Origin of the sequence: Rhodanobacter ginsengiterrae, from assembly GCF_050026815.1 — a bacterium.
Classification (GTDB): Bacteria; Pseudomonadota; Gammaproteobacteria; order Xanthomonadales; family Rhodanobacteraceae; genus Rhodanobacter; species Rhodanobacter ginsengiterrae.
Map to the genome: position 1 here is coordinate 22,813 of NZ_JALBWO010000031.1, position 12,887 is coordinate 35,699.

Annotated in this window: 13 protein-coding genes; 7 read left to right on the forward strand and 6 right to left on the reverse strand. The window is 67.2% G+C overall.

Going from position 1 to position 12,887, the window contains the following annotated elements; genetic code table 11:
- Nucleotides 1-140: 140 nt before the first annotated feature.
- The gene (locus tag ACQGNJ_RS00290; protein ID WP_426687246.1) at nt 141-1,739 is read left to right on the forward strand and encodes a glycoside hydrolase family 17 protein; all 1,599 of its coding nucleotides are present in this window, start codon (nt 141-143) and stop codon (nt 1,737-1,739) included.
- Here ACQGNJ_RS00290 and ACQGNJ_RS00295 read toward each other — a convergent pair.
- The 5 genes from ACQGNJ_RS00295 to ACQGNJ_RS00315 form a co-directional block, all read right to left on the reverse strand.
- Complete coding sequence (locus tag ACQGNJ_RS00295) at nt 1,653-2,069, reverse strand: hypothetical protein (protein ID WP_426687247.1); 417 nt, start codon at nt 2,067-2,069, stop codon at nt 1,653-1,655. The genes ACQGNJ_RS00290 and ACQGNJ_RS00295 overlap by 87 nt on opposite strands.
- Nucleotides 2,066-2,878 carry an endonuclease/exonuclease/phosphatase family protein gene (locus ACQGNJ_RS00300; RefSeq protein WP_426687248.1) on the reverse strand — a complete coding sequence of 271 codons (813 nt, stop codon included), beginning with the start codon at nt 2,876-2,878 and terminating at the stop codon, nt 2,066-2,068. Before ACQGNJ_RS00300 ends, ACQGNJ_RS00295 begins: the two co-directional genes overlap by 4 nt.
- A gap of 112 nt (nt 2,879-2,990) precedes the next feature.
- Nucleotides 2,991-3,644 carry a thiol:disulfide interchange protein DsbA/DsbL gene (locus ACQGNJ_RS00305; RefSeq protein WP_426687249.1) on the reverse strand — a complete coding sequence of 218 codons (654 nt, stop codon included), beginning with the start codon at nt 3,642-3,644 and terminating at the stop codon, nt 2,991-2,993.
- 54 nt (nt 3,645-3,698) lie between these two features.
- Complete coding sequence (locus tag ACQGNJ_RS00310; protein ID WP_426687250.1) at nt 3,699-4,574, reverse strand: thiol:disulfide interchange protein DsbA/DsbL; 876 nt, start codon at nt 4,572-4,574, stop codon at nt 3,699-3,701.
- 66 nt (nt 4,575-4,640) lie between these two features.
- Entirely contained in the window at nt 4,641-5,408 is a 768-nt protein-coding gene (locus tag ACQGNJ_RS00315) for a c-type cytochrome (protein WP_426687251.1), read from the reverse strand.
- A gap of 116 nt (nt 5,409-5,524) precedes the next feature.
- Here ACQGNJ_RS00315 and yihA point away from each other — a divergent pair, with 116 nt between their 5' ends.
- Nucleotides 5,525-6,160 (forward strand): ribosome biogenesis GTP-binding protein YihA/YsxC, encoded by a 636-nt coding sequence (gene yihA / locus ACQGNJ_RS00320; RefSeq protein ID WP_426687252.1) that lies wholly within the window; start codon nt 5,525-5,527, stop codon nt 6,158-6,160.
- A 33-nt stretch (nt 6,161-6,193) separates the two neighbouring features.
- On the opposite strand, the gene ACQGNJ_RS00325 is transcribed toward yihA, so the two are convergent.
- Entirely contained in the window at nt 6,194-6,685 is a 492-nt protein-coding gene (locus ACQGNJ_RS00325; protein ID WP_426687253.1) for a GAF domain-containing protein, read from the reverse strand.
- A 59-nt stretch (nt 6,686-6,744) separates the two neighbouring features.
- On the opposite strand from ACQGNJ_RS00325, the gene ACQGNJ_RS00330 reads away from it, so the two are divergent.
- The 5 genes from ACQGNJ_RS00330 to ACQGNJ_RS00350 all read left to right on the forward strand — a co-directional run bounded on the left by ACQGNJ_RS00330 (nt 6,745) and on the right by ACQGNJ_RS00350 (nt 12,819).
- A complete protein-coding gene (locus ACQGNJ_RS00330; RefSeq protein ID WP_426687254.1) occupies nt 6,745-7,428 on the forward strand; it encodes a TMEM175 family protein in 684 nt (227 codons plus the stop codon).
- Entirely contained in the window at nt 7,425-8,114 is a 690-nt protein-coding gene (bioD, locus tag ACQGNJ_RS00335; protein WP_426687255.1) for a dethiobiotin synthase, read from the forward strand. The genes ACQGNJ_RS00330 and bioD overlap by 4 nt, the downstream gene beginning before the upstream one ends.
- A gap of 52 nt (nt 8,115-8,166) precedes the next feature.
- Nucleotides 8,167-8,514, forward strand: coding sequence for a hypothetical protein (locus ACQGNJ_RS00340; protein ID WP_426687256.1), 348 nt, complete (start codon nt 8,167-8,169; stop codon nt 8,512-8,514).
- A gap of 116 nt (nt 8,515-8,630) precedes the next feature.
- The gene (dcp, locus tag ACQGNJ_RS00345) at nt 8,631-10,841 is read left to right on the forward strand and encodes a peptidyl-dipeptidase Dcp (protein ID WP_426687257.1); all 2,211 of its coding nucleotides are present in this window, start codon (nt 8,631-8,633) and stop codon (nt 10,839-10,841) included.
- 148 nt (nt 10,842-10,989) lie between these two features.
- Complete coding sequence (locus ACQGNJ_RS00350; RefSeq protein ID WP_426687258.1) at nt 10,990-12,819, forward strand: monovalent cation:proton antiporter-2 (CPA2) family protein; 1,830 nt, start codon at nt 10,990-10,992, stop codon at nt 12,817-12,819.
- Nucleotides 12,820-12,887: the final 68 nt, after the last annotated feature.

Consider the following 12,887-nt stretch of genomic DNA (forward strand, 5'->3'; position numbering starts at 1 on the left):
TGCGGCAGATCACCACCAGTGTAGTGGATGCCCCGCGCCGACTTGTCGGCATTCGGTGAGTGCGTGGCGATCGCCCTGTTAAGCTGTCGCGCTTCATTCGCACGTCTTGTCGGAACGCATCGGAACTCATCGGGATGGGCATGTCACCAGCAGCTTTGCCGGTTCTTCGTCGCGCCTGGCCGGCGTGGCTCGCGCTGGTGCTCATGGCGGGCGCGGCGGCGTACTGGTGGTGGGCGCTCGGTCGTCCGGTGAGCCTGCCCGATGCACCCTCGGCGCGAATTGCCTGCGTTTCCTACGCGCCGTTCCGCCGCGCCGGCGAAACACCGCTGGATCCGCAGGCCCATATCAGCGCCGAACGCATCGATGCCGATCTCGCGGCGTTGTCGCAGCGCTTCGACTGCGTGCGCACCTACTCGCAAGGGCAGGGCCTGAGCGAGGTGCCGGCGATTGCCGAACGCCATGGCATGAAGGTGCTGATGGGGATCTGGCTGGGCGGTGACGCCAAGGCGAACGCCGAGCAGGTGCGGTTGGGCATCGCCACCGCGAACAAGTATCCGCAGGTGCTGCGCGGGGTGATTGTCGGCAACGAGGTGCTGCTGCGCGGCGAACTGTCGCCGGCGCAACTGGCTGGCTATCTGCAGCAGGTACGCCAGGCGGTCAGCGTGCCGGTGACCTATGCCGATGTGTGGGAGTTCTGGCTGCGCCATCCCGAGCTGGGCAAGTCGGTCGACTACCTGACCATCCACATCCTGCCGTATTGGGAAGACCAGCCGGTGCCGCCCGAGCGCGCGGTGCAGCACGTGGCCGCGGTATACGCCCAGGTGCAGCAGGCCTTTCCCGGCCGGCTGGTGATGATCGGCGAAACCGGCTGGCCCAGCGCCGGGCGTCCGCGTCAGGCAGCCAGTGCCAGCGTGGTCAACGAGGCGCGCTATCTGCGCGAGTTCCTGCGGTACGCCGCCAGCGTGCACGTGCCGTACAACGTGATCGAGGCCTTCGACCAGCCGTGGAAGCGCGCGCAGGAAGGCACCGCCGGCGGCTACTGGGGCATCTTCGACGCCCAGGCACGGCCCAAGTTCGCGATGCAGGGGCCGGTGACCGAAGCACCGCGCTGGTGGGCCGGCTGGCTGGCTGGCGTGGCCGGGGCCGCACTGTTCATGCTGGTTGGTGCCTGGCGGCGGTGCTGGCAGGGCGCGCGCGGCTGGCTGGCACTGGCGCTGGCCGGTGCGGCCAGCGGCGGCGCACTGGCCTGGCAATGGCGGCAGATGGACTATGCCTGTCGCGATGCCTGGGAATGGACGGTGTCGCTGGGTGCCTGCGTGCTGGCCCTGCTGACCGCGTTGCGGCTGGCGCACTGGATCGCCGCGCGGCTGGGCGGCGTGGCGATCCTGCCGATGCCGCGCGTCGGCTGGCGACTGGGCTGGCTGTTCGCGCTGGCGTTCTACGGTTTGCTGCTGGTGGTCGATGGCCGCTATCGCGACTTTCCGCTGGGCCTGTTCCTGCTGCCGTGCGCGGGTCATGCGCTGCTTGGCTGGTTGTCCGATCGCCGCCGGCCGCCGCTGCCGCTTTTGGAGGAACGCTTCCTGGCCTGCGTGCTGCCGCTGCTGGCGGTGGTGATCGTGGTGCAGGAAGCCGGCCTCACCGTGGTGGCCTGGCTATGGCTGGGCGTCAACCTGCTGCTGGCGGTGCCGGTGCTGGCCGGATGGTGGCGCGCGCGGCGCCTGCAGCCTGAGCAGGCGTAGGCAGCCGACCAGCGCCGCCAGCGCGCCGCTTTCGAAGCAGTACAGTTGCAGTGCGACGATGCCCAGCGCGGCGGCCAGCCAGGCCAGCCATGGGCGTGGCCACAGCAGCGCGAGCGCGCTGGCGAACAGTGCGGCCAGGCCATACACGTTGTGCAGGAAACCCAGCACCAGCGCCTGTCGCCACGGACACCACCACGGCGCTTCGCCGGCGCCGCATCGCTGCGCCATCGAACCGGGTTCGACCACGCCGTAGCGCAGCCAGCCGGCCAGCAGCGCCACCAGCAGCAGCGCCAGCCACGGCCACGCGAGTTGCCATCGTTTCGTTTTCATCGGCTGCGCTTGATCGAGGCCTGGGTGCCTACCGTGGCCGGCAGCCGGATCTCCGCGGCCAGTGGCAGGTGATCGGAGAAGGCCTGCGGCAGCGCCCAGGTTTTCTCCAGGGTGATCGCCGGCGAGGTGAGAATGTGGTCCAGTGCGCGCCGCGGCTTCCAGCTGGGAAAGGTCGGCGTGGATTGCGCCGGCGGCTGCAGCGTCGATCTGGCGAAAAGGTGCTTCATCTCGGCGCTGTCGGGCTCGGCATTGAGATCGCCCATCAATACCGCGTGCGGGAAATCCTGCAACAGTTCGGCGATGAAGCCGAGCTGGCGCGCACGCGCCTGGGCGCTCAGCGAAAGGTGCGCAATCATCACCGCCAGGGCGTTGTCGCCTTCGCCGAACTGCGCCAGCAGGGCGCCGCGCCCGGGGATGCGGCTGGGCAGCGGATAGTCGATCACCGAATGCGGTTCAAGCCGGCTGATCAGTCCATTCGCCGAGTGCGCCAGCTTGGCCATCGCGCGGTTCGGCTGGTGGCTCCAGAACGGCAGGCCGGAGGTTTCAGCGAGGTAGCGGGTCTGGTTGAGGAAGCCCGAGCGCAGGCTGCCGGCATCGGCTTCCTGCAGCCCGATCACGTCGAATTGCGCAAGCACCTCGGCGAGCCGGTCGAGGTTGTCCATCTTGCTGCGCCCCGGCAGCACCGCGCTGAGGCTGCGGGTCACGTACTGCCGATAACGCTGCACGCTGGCGCCGGCAAGGATGTTGCAGCTGAGCAGGCGCAACTGGCGCTCTGCAGGGGCGGCGGGAGGGGCAGGGGCGCGGGTCATGACGGGGTGCTGCGTGGAAAGGGGGCGGCACATGACTTCATGTGCGAAGGGTGCGGTGAGCATGATCCACCCGGTGTGAACGCCATACCAGCCGTCCGCTGCCGGCCAGCGCTTACTTGCCGGCCAGCTCGCGCTTCACCAGCCACTGCGTCACCGCGACCATCTCGTCGTAGGAGTGCACCGCGGCGACGCGGTACTTGCCGTCGATCACGATGGTGGGCGTGCCATCCACCTGCCACTTCTGGATCAGCGCGAGGTCGCTCTTCATCTGCGCGGTGGTCTGCGGCGCGGTGGCGGCACGCATGAACGCGGCGCGGTCGACGCCTTCGCGGGCGTAGAAGTCGGCCAGCTCGTCCATCGAATTGATCGGATAGTGTTGCTCGAACTTCGCGTTGAACAATGCCAGGTGGGTGCGATCCAGCACGCCCAGCTGCTTGGCCGCGTAGAACGCCCGCGCGAACGGCACCCACTCGGCGCTGAAAGGCGCCGGCACCAGCTTGAACTGCACGCCCTTGGGGAACTGTCTGGCCAGTGCGTCGGCCACCGGTGCGAAGTGGGCGCAATGGATGCAGCCGTAGGAGAACACCTCGACCACTTCGACCTTGCCCTCGCTGCTGTAGCGCTGCTGCTGCGCCGCGGGCAGGGTGACGTACTCGGTGCCTTCGGTGTACGGATCAGGCGTGCCGGACTGGGCGGTGCAGGCGCTGGCCAGCAGCAGGCCGGTGATCAGCAGGAAAGCGCGTGGGCAGGCGAATCGCTGGAACATGGGACTCTCGCTTGGACAGTGGGGATGCCGACGGGCCAGCTTAACCGAAGCGGCTTACTTGCCAGCCGCTTCCTTGGCCACCAGCCACTGGGTGAGCTCGATCGATTGCGCGTAACCGCCGGCATCGCTGGCGGTGAAACGGTACTTGCCGTTGATGATCATGGTCGGCGTGCTTTCCACGCCGTAGGCCTTCATCAGGTCGTCGGCCCGCTTGAGCTGGGTGTTGACGCTGAACGAGTTGGCGACCGCGACGAATTCCTTCGGATCGACGCCGTACTTGGCGTAGAACTTCGCCGCGTCCTCGATCGTCGGCCATGCATCGTGCGGCTTGAGCCCGCTCGACTTCAGGTTGTAGGTGGACAGCTCGCCGCTCTTCCACACCGCGTCGTACATCGCGTCATGGGTCTTGCCGACCAGGTCCAGTGCCTGCGCGGTGTAGAACGCACGCTGGTACATCGGCCAGTTTTCGTCCGGGCGGAACGAGGCGGCCAGGTAGTTCATCACCGCGCCGGCCGGCAGCGTCCTGGCGATCTGGTCGACCGTGGTGTGGAAACCGTTGCAGGCCGGGCAGCCGTAGGAGAACACCTCGGTGACCTCGATCTTGCCGGGATGGCTGGTCGGCTGCGCCGGATCGATGCGGAAGTAGTTCTTGCCCTCGACCCACTTGCCGTTGTCGACGAAGGGCGCGGCGGCTGCGGCCGGCGTCGCCGCGCTGGCCGCGGCTTGGTCCGGCGTGGTGGCGCTGGCGGCCGCGGTGCTGCTGGCAGCCGCCGGCATGGCGCTGCTCGCGGGAGTGGCCGGCGCTGCGGCGGCCGCCGTGCTGGCGGTCGCCGGTGCCGGTGTCACGGTGGCGCTGCCGTTGTTGCTGTCATGGCTGCAGGCGGCAAGGACCAGCAGGGCGGCACACAGGAACGGCAAACGCTTCAACATGGCAAACCTCGGCAACGTGGGGCACAAGACCAGCGCGCCGACCCTGAAAGGTCGGCGCGGGTTCGATCAGGGAGTGGCGGCGGGTTGCGGCTCGGCGCTGTGCAGGCCCTCGATGTAGCTGGCCAGGGCGGCGATGTCGTCGGCCGTCAGCTGCTTGGCGATGGCCGGCATGATCTGCGCGTGCGCATCGTCGCCCCAGGTGGTGCCGTCGTGCCAGGACTTCAGCGTCGCTTCCACGTACTGCGCGTGCTGGCTGGTCAACTGCGGATACATCGCACCCGGATTGCCGCGGCCATCGATGCTGTGGCACGCCATGCAGGCGGGGACGCCGCGAGTGGCGTCACCCTGGCGGAACAGGGTCTGGCCGTGCTCGACCAGGGCCTGGTCGGCCACGCCCGGCAACGGCGTCTTGCTGGCGAAATACGCGGCAACGTCGTGCATGTCCTGGGTCGACAGCGGCGCGGCCATGCCCATCATGATCGGGTTCTGGCGTTTGGCGGCCTTGAACGAGGTCAGCTGGCGCACGATGTATTGCTCGCTCTGGCCGGCCAGCTTCGGGTACTGCGCATCGGCCGAGTTGCCGTCCATGCCATGGCAGGCGCCGCAAACGGCCGCCTTGGCCTGACCCGCGGCGGCGTCGCCGGGCTTGGCCGGGGCTTCAGCGGCAGTGACCGCCGGTGCGGCGGGAGCCGCGGCAGCAGTGCTGGCGGCAGCGGGTGCCGCGGTCTCCGGCTTGGCATCTTGCGCCATCGCCGCGCTGGCAGACAGCGCGAAAACGACGGCCAGGGCGGACCCGAGAACAGCGGGCCGAAAACCAGCGGACCGAAAACTCATACACTTGACTCCCGAGAGACTTGCAAACACTGCCGGAGATTGTGGCCACAAGGCCCGCAACAGGCAGAAACCGAAGAATTATCCCTGCGCCACCCCAGCTTGGTCAAACCATCCTCATGTCGAATCCTCTTCAGAGCGCGCAATTCGTGCTCGCCGCCCACCGCATCAGCCAGCTTCCTGCCGATCAGGGCGCCGAGGTGGCGTTCGCCGGTCGTTCCAATGCGGGCAAGTCCAGCGCGCTGAATGCCTTGACCAACCACAAGGGTCTGGCGCGTACCTCGAAGACGCCCGGGCGCACCCAGCAAATGGTCGCGTTCAGCCTGCCCACGGCGACCGACGTGCGCCTGATCGACCTGCCCGGCTACGGCTACGCCAAGGTGCCGCTGGAAATGCGCGAGCATTGGAAACTGGAGATCGATGCCTACCTGCATCAGCGCCGCAGCCTGCGTGGGCTGGTGCTGATCGTCGACATCCGGCACCCGCTGAAGGAGTTCGACCGGCAGATGCTGGAGTTCTGCTTCGCCACCCAGTTGCCCTGCCACCTGCTGCTGACCAAGGCCGACAAGCTCTCGCGCGGCCAGGCCACCCAGGCCTTGGCTGCGCTGCGCAAGCAGTTCGCCGCCGAAGGCCTGCATGCCACCGCGCAGATTTTCTCCTCTTCCGCCGGTACTGGCGTGGAGGAAGCGCGACAGGCGGTGATGACGTTGCTGGCCACGCCGCGCGCAGGCGCGCATCAAGATCGCCAACGCTGAGCAGCGGCCCGCCCGGATCGCGCGTCGTGATCGTCAGCCCTGCACGGCGGCCATGAACACGGCGCACAGCGCCTCCATGCCGGCACGGTCTTCCTCGTCGAACCGATCGATCTCCGGGCTGTCGACATCCCATACGCCGAGCAGGCTGCCGTCGGCCTTGACCAGCGGCACCACGATTTCCGATTGCGAGGCGGCGTCGCAGGCGATGTGCCCGGCGAACGCGTTGACGTCGCGTACCAGCTGGGTCTGGCGGGTCTGCGCGGCGGTGCCGCAGACGCCGCGGCCCAGCGCGATGCGGATGCACGCCGGCTTGCCCTGGAACGGGCCGACCACCAGTTCGCTGCCGTCGTACAGATAGAAGCCGGCCCAGTTCACCTGCGCCAGGCTGTGGTAGATCAGTGCGCCGAAATTCGCCGCGTTCGCGATCAGGTCGCGTTCGCCGGCGAGGATGCCGCGCGCCTGCTGCACCAGGTCGGCATAGTGTTCGCGTTTGCTGGCGTAGGTCTGGGTTTTCAGGTCGAACATGCGATGCGTTCCGCGGCAAAGCCCGTATTATGCGCCGAGCGATCATCAGGGGATGCAGCATGAGCTTGACCGAGCAGCGCGAGGGGATCGAGGCGGGACGGCTGGACATGTTCGTGGACGGCGCGTTCGCGTTCATCCTCACCTTGCTGCTGATCGGCGGCGAATCGATTCCCGACAGCACCGACAAGCTGCTGCATGCCTTGGGTGGCATTCCCGCATTTGCCGTGTGTTTCTTCCAGATCGCGTTTTTCTGGCACGGCCACGTGCGCTGGCGCAAGCGTTGCCACAGTGCGGACGCCAGCGGCCGCTGGTTGTCGCTGTTGCTGGTGTTCTTCGCGATGATCTTCGTCTATCCGCTGCACATGGTGTTCTCCGGGGTGTTTGCCTGGATCAGCGGAGGTTGTCTGCCGAGCGATTTCACGGTGAGTGGTCCGGCTGACATGCGCACGCTGTTCACCTGTTACGGGTTGGCCTACGCCTGCATGGCCGGCACGCTGACCCTGCTGTTCCGGGATGCGGCGAAGGTCGCGACGCGTCGCGGGCTGGACAACCTGGCTGCGCGTCGCGAAATGCAGATCTGGAGCGTGCCGGCGATGATCGGTCTGGTCTCCGCCCTGGTCGCCCTGCTGATGCCGCTGTCGGTACCGGGCTGGATGTGGTCGCTTCCCGGTCTGGTGTATTCGCTGTTGTTCCTGATCGGACCGGTGGCGGACCGGTTCGATCGGCGTCACCCGCCGGCATGAGCATGGCGGTGTTCATTGCCGGCACCGACACCGGCATCGGCAAGACCCATGCGGCGTGCACCTTGCTGCACGCCCTGCGCGCCGCGGGTCACGACGTCTGTGGCATGAAGCCGGTCGCCAGCGGTTGCATGGAAACACCCGACGGCTTGCGCAACGACGATGCGCTGGCGCTGCTGGCGGCGGGCAGCGACGCGAACCTGCCGTATGCGCTGGTCAATCCGGTCGCCCTGCACGACCCGCTGTCGCCGCATCTGGCGGCGGCCCATGACGGCGTGGAGATCAGCCTGGCGCCGCTGCGTGCGGCGTTCGAACAGCTGGCCGGGCGTCACGCCGGCGTGGTGGTCGAAGGCGTCGGCGGCTGGCTGGTGCCGCTGGCGCCGGGCCTGTTCGCTTCGGACATCGCAAGACAGTGGCAATTGCCGGTGATCCTGGTGGTGGGCATGCGGCTGGGTTGCCTCAACCACGCCCAGCTCAGTGCGCGGGCAATCGTTGCCGATGGCTGCCGCCTGCTGGGCTGGATCGGCAACTGCGTCGACCCGGCGATGGAAGCGCCGGAGGAAAACCTCGCCACCTTGTGCGAACTGTTGCGGGCGCCGTGCCTGGGCGTGTTGCCGCACGGCATCGCGCCAGCCCAGGCTGGTCGTTATCTGCACGCCGCGGCCGCCGCCGTGGCCGCGTTGGACTGACTTTCACATCGGCTGTGCTCGGATAGCCATCATTGCCAACGCCGGAGCAACCATGACCCGCAATCATTACTACCTGTCGATCGCCGATATCGCGCGCGCGCGCGGCGACGACCCGCGTTTCTCCTGGGACGGCGTCGCGCCGGACGATTTCGCCGCCACCCTGCAGCAGGCCCTGCGCGGCGACGAGCTGTTCCAGCGCTGGCGCGCCGCCCAGCCTGATCCCGACGCCGTCGACGGCAGCCTCGGCGCCACCGATCCGGCGGCGCAGGTGCATGCCCGCATCGCCGATCTGCATACCGAAGTGGACCTGATCACCGACCTGCCGATGAGCGTGGTGCGCCACCGTCTCTATCTGCTGATCGGCGGGGCATGGCAACTGCGCGACCTGCGCGCCGCGTGAGCCGCAGGATCCTGCGCCGCCCGGAAGCGCCGGGGTTTGGAAAGTGGCCGCGCTCTCGCTAGAGTCGGCGGTCACGACTTCCGCGCCCGTTGACGGCGCACCACTTGGGGAAACCGATGTTTCGTCTGCGCACGATAGTGATCGCCACCACGATGGCCCTGGCCGCCTGCTCGCAGCAGCCGGAAGGCGCCGCCAATGCACCCGCGCCCGCCGCTTCGGCCGCCAGCGCCAGCAGCTCGAAGACAGCCGCTGCGACCACCGCCACCAACGACATGACCAGCAACCCGTTCTACAGCGCCAGCACGCTGCCGTTCCAGGCGCCGCCGTTCGACAAGATCCATGACGCCGACTACCAGCCCGCGATCGAAGAGGGCATGAAGCAGCACATGGCCGAGATCGAGAAGATCGCCAGCAACCCGGATGCGCCCACCTTCGAGAACACCTATGTGGCGATGGAGAAATCCGGCGCCATGCTGAATCGGGTGATGACCGCGTTCAACGCCGTCACCGGCGCCAACACCGACGACGCACTGCAGAAGGTGCAGGAAGACGAGGCGCCCAAACTCGCCGCGCACGCGGATGCGATCTATCTCGACAGCAAGTTGTTCGCGCGCGTGCAGGCGGTGTACGACCAGCGCGACACGCTCAAGCTCGATCCCGAGTCGGCGCGGCTGGTCGAGGTGGTCTACAGGAACTTCGTGCACGCCGGCGCGAAGTTGTCCGACGCCGACAAGGCGAAGCTGAAGGACCTCAACAAGGAAGAGTCCACGCTCAGCACCGCGTTCACCAACAAGCTGCTGGCGGCCACCAAGGATGCCGCGCCGGTGATCGCCGACAAGGCCAAGCTGGCCGGCCTGTCCGAGGCCGAACTGGCCGCCGCCAGCCAGGCCGGCAAGGATCGCAAGCAGGACGGCAAGTACGTGCTGTCGCTGCAGAACACCACCCAGCAGCCGGAGCTGCAGGACCTGACCGATCGCGATACCCGCCAGGCGTTGTTCGAGGCCTCGTGGAACCGCGCCGAGAAGGGCGATGCCAACGACACCCGCAAGACCATCGAGCGACTGGCGCAGATCCGCGCCGAACAGGCCAGGTTGCTCGGCTTCCCGAACTATGCCGCGTGGAAACTCGACGACCAGATGGCGAAAACGCCGGAAACCGCGCTGAAGTTCATGCAGGACCTGGTGCCCGCCGTCACCGCTCGCGCCAAGCTGGAGGCCACCGACATCCAGGCGGTGATCGACCAGCAGCACGGCGGTTTCAAGGTGCAGCCGTGGGACTGGAACTTCTACGCCGAGCAGGTGCGCAAGGCGAAATATGACCTCGACGAAAACCAGATCAAGCCGTATTTCGAACTGGACAACGTGCTGCAGAACGGCGTGTTCTACGCCGCCAACCAGCTCTACGGGCTGACCTTCAAGGAGCGCAAGGACATCCCGGTGTACCAGCCGGACGTGCGCGTGTTCGAGGTGTTCGACAAGGACGGCAGTTCGCTGGCGCTGTTCTACTGCGACTACTTCAAGCGCGACAACAAGAACGGCGGCGCCTGGATGGACAACCTGGTGACCCAGTCGAAACTGCTGGGCACCAAGCCGGTGATCTACAACGTCGGCAACTTCAGCAAGCCGGCCGCGGGCCAGCCGGCGCTGCTGACCTTCGATGACGTGACCACCATGTTCCACGAGTTCGGCCATGCCCTGCACGGCATCTTCGCCGACGAGCAGTACCCGACCTTGTCCGGCACCAGCACCGCGCGTGACTTCGTCGAATTCCCGTCGCAGTTCAACGAGCACTGGGCCACCGACCCGAAGGTGTTCGCCCACTACGCGAAGAACTACCAGACCGGCGCGCCGATGCCGCAGGCGCTGGTCGACAAGATGACGAAAGCCGGCAAGTTCAATTCCGGCTACAACATGACCGAGCTGGTCTCGGCCGCATTGCTGGACATGAACTGGCACATGCTCGGCGCCGATGCCCCGCTGCAGGACGCCGACCAGTTCGAGGCCGCCGCGCTGAAGAAGGACGGCATCGATCTGAGCTACGTGCCGCCACGCTACCGCTCAAGCTACTTCCAGCACATCTGGGGCAACGGCTACGCCGCCGGCTACTACGCCTATCTGTGGACGCAGATGCTGGCCGACGATGCCTTCGTTGGCTTCAAGGAACACGGTGGCCTGACCCGCGCGAACGGCGACCGCTTCCGCGCGATGGTGCTGTCGCGCGGCAACACCGAGGAGCTGGCGAAGATGTACAAGGACTGGCGCGGTCGGGACCCGCAGATCGAGCCGATGCTGGAAAACCGCGGCTTGAAGGACGCGCCGAAGAAGTAGCCGTTCCATCGCTTCGTGTCTGAAGATCAGGCCCGCTTCGTGCGGGCCTGATCTTTTCGGCAACCGTGTCTGCGGATCGCTGCACCCATGCCATGTGCGCCCCCTTCGCGTGGAATAATCGCAGCTCGCCGACCGGAGCCGCCTGAGCGTGGACAGCCACAACTTTCTGCAGACCGCGGTAGTGTTCCTGCTGGCCACGGTGATCGCCGTGCCGCTGACCAAGCGCTTCCGGCTGGGCGCGGTGCTCGGCTACCTGCTGGCGGGTGTCGCGATCGGGCCGCAGTTGCTCGGGCTGGTCAGCGATACCGAGGGCGTGGCCGCGGTGTCCGAGTTCGGCGTGGTGCTGATGCTGTTCGTGATCGGCCTGGAATTGTCGCCGCAGCGTCTGTGGGTGATGCGGCGTTCGGTGTTCGGCACCGGCATGGCGCAGGTGCTGGCGACCAGCGTGGCGATTGCGGCGGGGGCCTATTACCTGTTCGGACTCTCCGGCAAGGGTGCGGTGATCGTCGGCGGCAGCCTGGCGCTGTCGTCCACCGCGTTCGGCCTGCAGATCCTGGCCGAGCGCAAGGAGGCCGGCTCGGCTTACGGACGGCAGGTGTTCTCGATCCTGCTGTTCCAGGACCTGGCGGCGATCCCGCTGATCGCCGCGGTGCCGCTGCTGGCCTCCTCGACCGCGCAGGACTTCAACCTGGTCGCCGTGTTGCGCACGGTCGGGGTGATCGTGGCGGTGATCGCCGGCGGCCGCTATCTGCTGCGTCCGGTGTTCCGCTTCGTGGCCAGGGCCGATTCGGCCGAAGTGTTCACCGCCACCGCGCTGCTGGTGGTGACCGGGGTGGCCTTGCTGATGGAGCTGGCGGGCGTGTCGGCAACCCTGGGCGCCTTCCTCGCCGGCATGCTGCTGGCCGATTCGGAATACCGGCACGAACTGGAATCGAACATCGAGCCGTTCAAGGGGCTGCTGCTGGGGCTGTTCTTCATCAGCGTCGGCATGTCGATGGACGTCCTGTTGCTGCTGCACCGGCCGCTGGTGATCGTCGCGCTGGTGCTGGTACTGCTGCTGCTGAAGGGACTGCTGCTATGGCCGCTGGGGCGCCTGCTGGGCGGTCTGAACCGCTCGGACACCTTGCGCCTGGTGGTGCTGCTGGCCTGCGGTGGCGAGTTCGCCTTCGTGGTGTTGCGGCAGGCGGCCGAACAGCAGCTGATCGCCACCTCGCAGCGTGATGCGCTGGTGCTGGCGATCACCCTGTCGATGGCGTTGACGCCGCTGCTGGTGGTACTGGCGGCGCGCGGCCTGAATCTGCGGCCGAAGAAGCCGACGCGCGAATTCGACGCGATCGACGCGGCGACGCCGCGGGTGATCATCGCCGGCTTCGGCCGGGTCGGCCAGATCATTGCCCGCATGTTGCGGGCGCAGGGCATTCCGTTCGTGGCGCTGGAACATTCGGCCGAGCAGGTGGACCTGTCGCGCCGCTTCGGCAGCATCGACCTGTTCTTCGGTGATCCGGCGCGGCCGGAGCTGCTGCGCGCAGCCCACGCCGACAAGGCCGAGGTGTTCGTGCTGGCCACCGACGATCCGGAGGCGAACCTGCGCACCGCACGGCTGGTGCGGCGGCAATATCCGCATCTGAAGATCATCGCGCGCGCGCGCAATCGCCAGCACGTGTTCCGGCTGATGGACCTGGGCGTGGAGGAACCGGTGCGCGAAACCTTCCATTCCAGCTTGAAGATGACTCGCAAGACGCTCGAGGCGCTTGGCCTGTCACACGAGCTGGCGGTGGATCGCGTCGAGCGTTTCCGTCGCTACGACGAGGATCTGCTCAAGAAACAGGCGCTGGTCTACGACGACGAGACCAAGCTGATCCAGAGCAATCGCGATGCGCTTATCGATCTGCAGCGCCTGTTCGAGGCCGACGCCGAGCGGGCGGCCGAACGCGAGCGGGAACGCCCAGTCGGCACGGTGCCGGACGGTGATCTGTAGGTCCGCATCGGCGTTGCCTGCAAGAGGCACGGCGACGTCGCAACTTGTTGCGACTTCCGCCAGCTCTT

Coding starts and splice junctions, on each gene's coding strand:
- ACQGNJ_RS00290 (WP_426687246.1), top strand. CDS start 141: ATGTCACCAGCAGCTTTGCCGGTTCTTCGTCGCGCCTGGCCGGCGTGG.
- ACQGNJ_RS00295 (WP_426687247.1), bottom strand. CDS start 2,069: ATGAAAACGAAACGATGGCAACTCGCGTGGCCGTGGCTGGCGCTGCTG.
- ACQGNJ_RS00300 (WP_426687248.1), bottom strand. CDS start 2,878: ATGACCCGCGCCCCTGCCCCTCCCGCCGCCCCTGCAGAGCGCCAGTTG.
- ACQGNJ_RS00305 (WP_426687249.1), bottom strand. CDS start 3,644: ATGTTCCAGCGATTCGCCTGCCCACGCGCTTTCCTGCTGATCACCGGC.
- ACQGNJ_RS00310 (WP_426687250.1), bottom strand. CDS start 4,574: ATGTTGAAGCGTTTGCCGTTCCTGTGTGCCGCCCTGCTGGTCCTTGCC.
- ACQGNJ_RS00315 (WP_426687251.1), bottom strand. CDS start 5,408: ATGAGTTTTCGGTCCGCTGGTTTTCGGCCCGCTGTTCTCGGGTCCGCC.
- yihA (WP_426687252.1), top strand. CDS start 5,525: ATGTCGAATCCTCTTCAGAGCGCGCAATTCGTGCTCGCCGCCCACCGC.
- ACQGNJ_RS00325 (WP_426687253.1), bottom strand. CDS start 6,685: ATGTTCGACCTGAAAACCCAGACCTACGCCAGCAAACGCGAACACTAT.
- ACQGNJ_RS00330 (WP_426687254.1), top strand. CDS start 6,745: ATGAGCTTGACCGAGCAGCGCGAGGGGATCGAGGCGGGACGGCTGGAC.
- bioD (WP_426687255.1), top strand. CDS start 7,425: ATGAGCATGGCGGTGTTCATTGCCGGCACCGACACCGGCATCGGCAAG.
- ACQGNJ_RS00340 (WP_426687256.1), top strand. CDS start 8,167: ATGACCCGCAATCATTACTACCTGTCGATCGCCGATATCGCGCGCGCG.
- dcp (WP_426687257.1), top strand. CDS start 8,631: ATGTTTCGTCTGCGCACGATAGTGATCGCCACCACGATGGCCCTGGCC.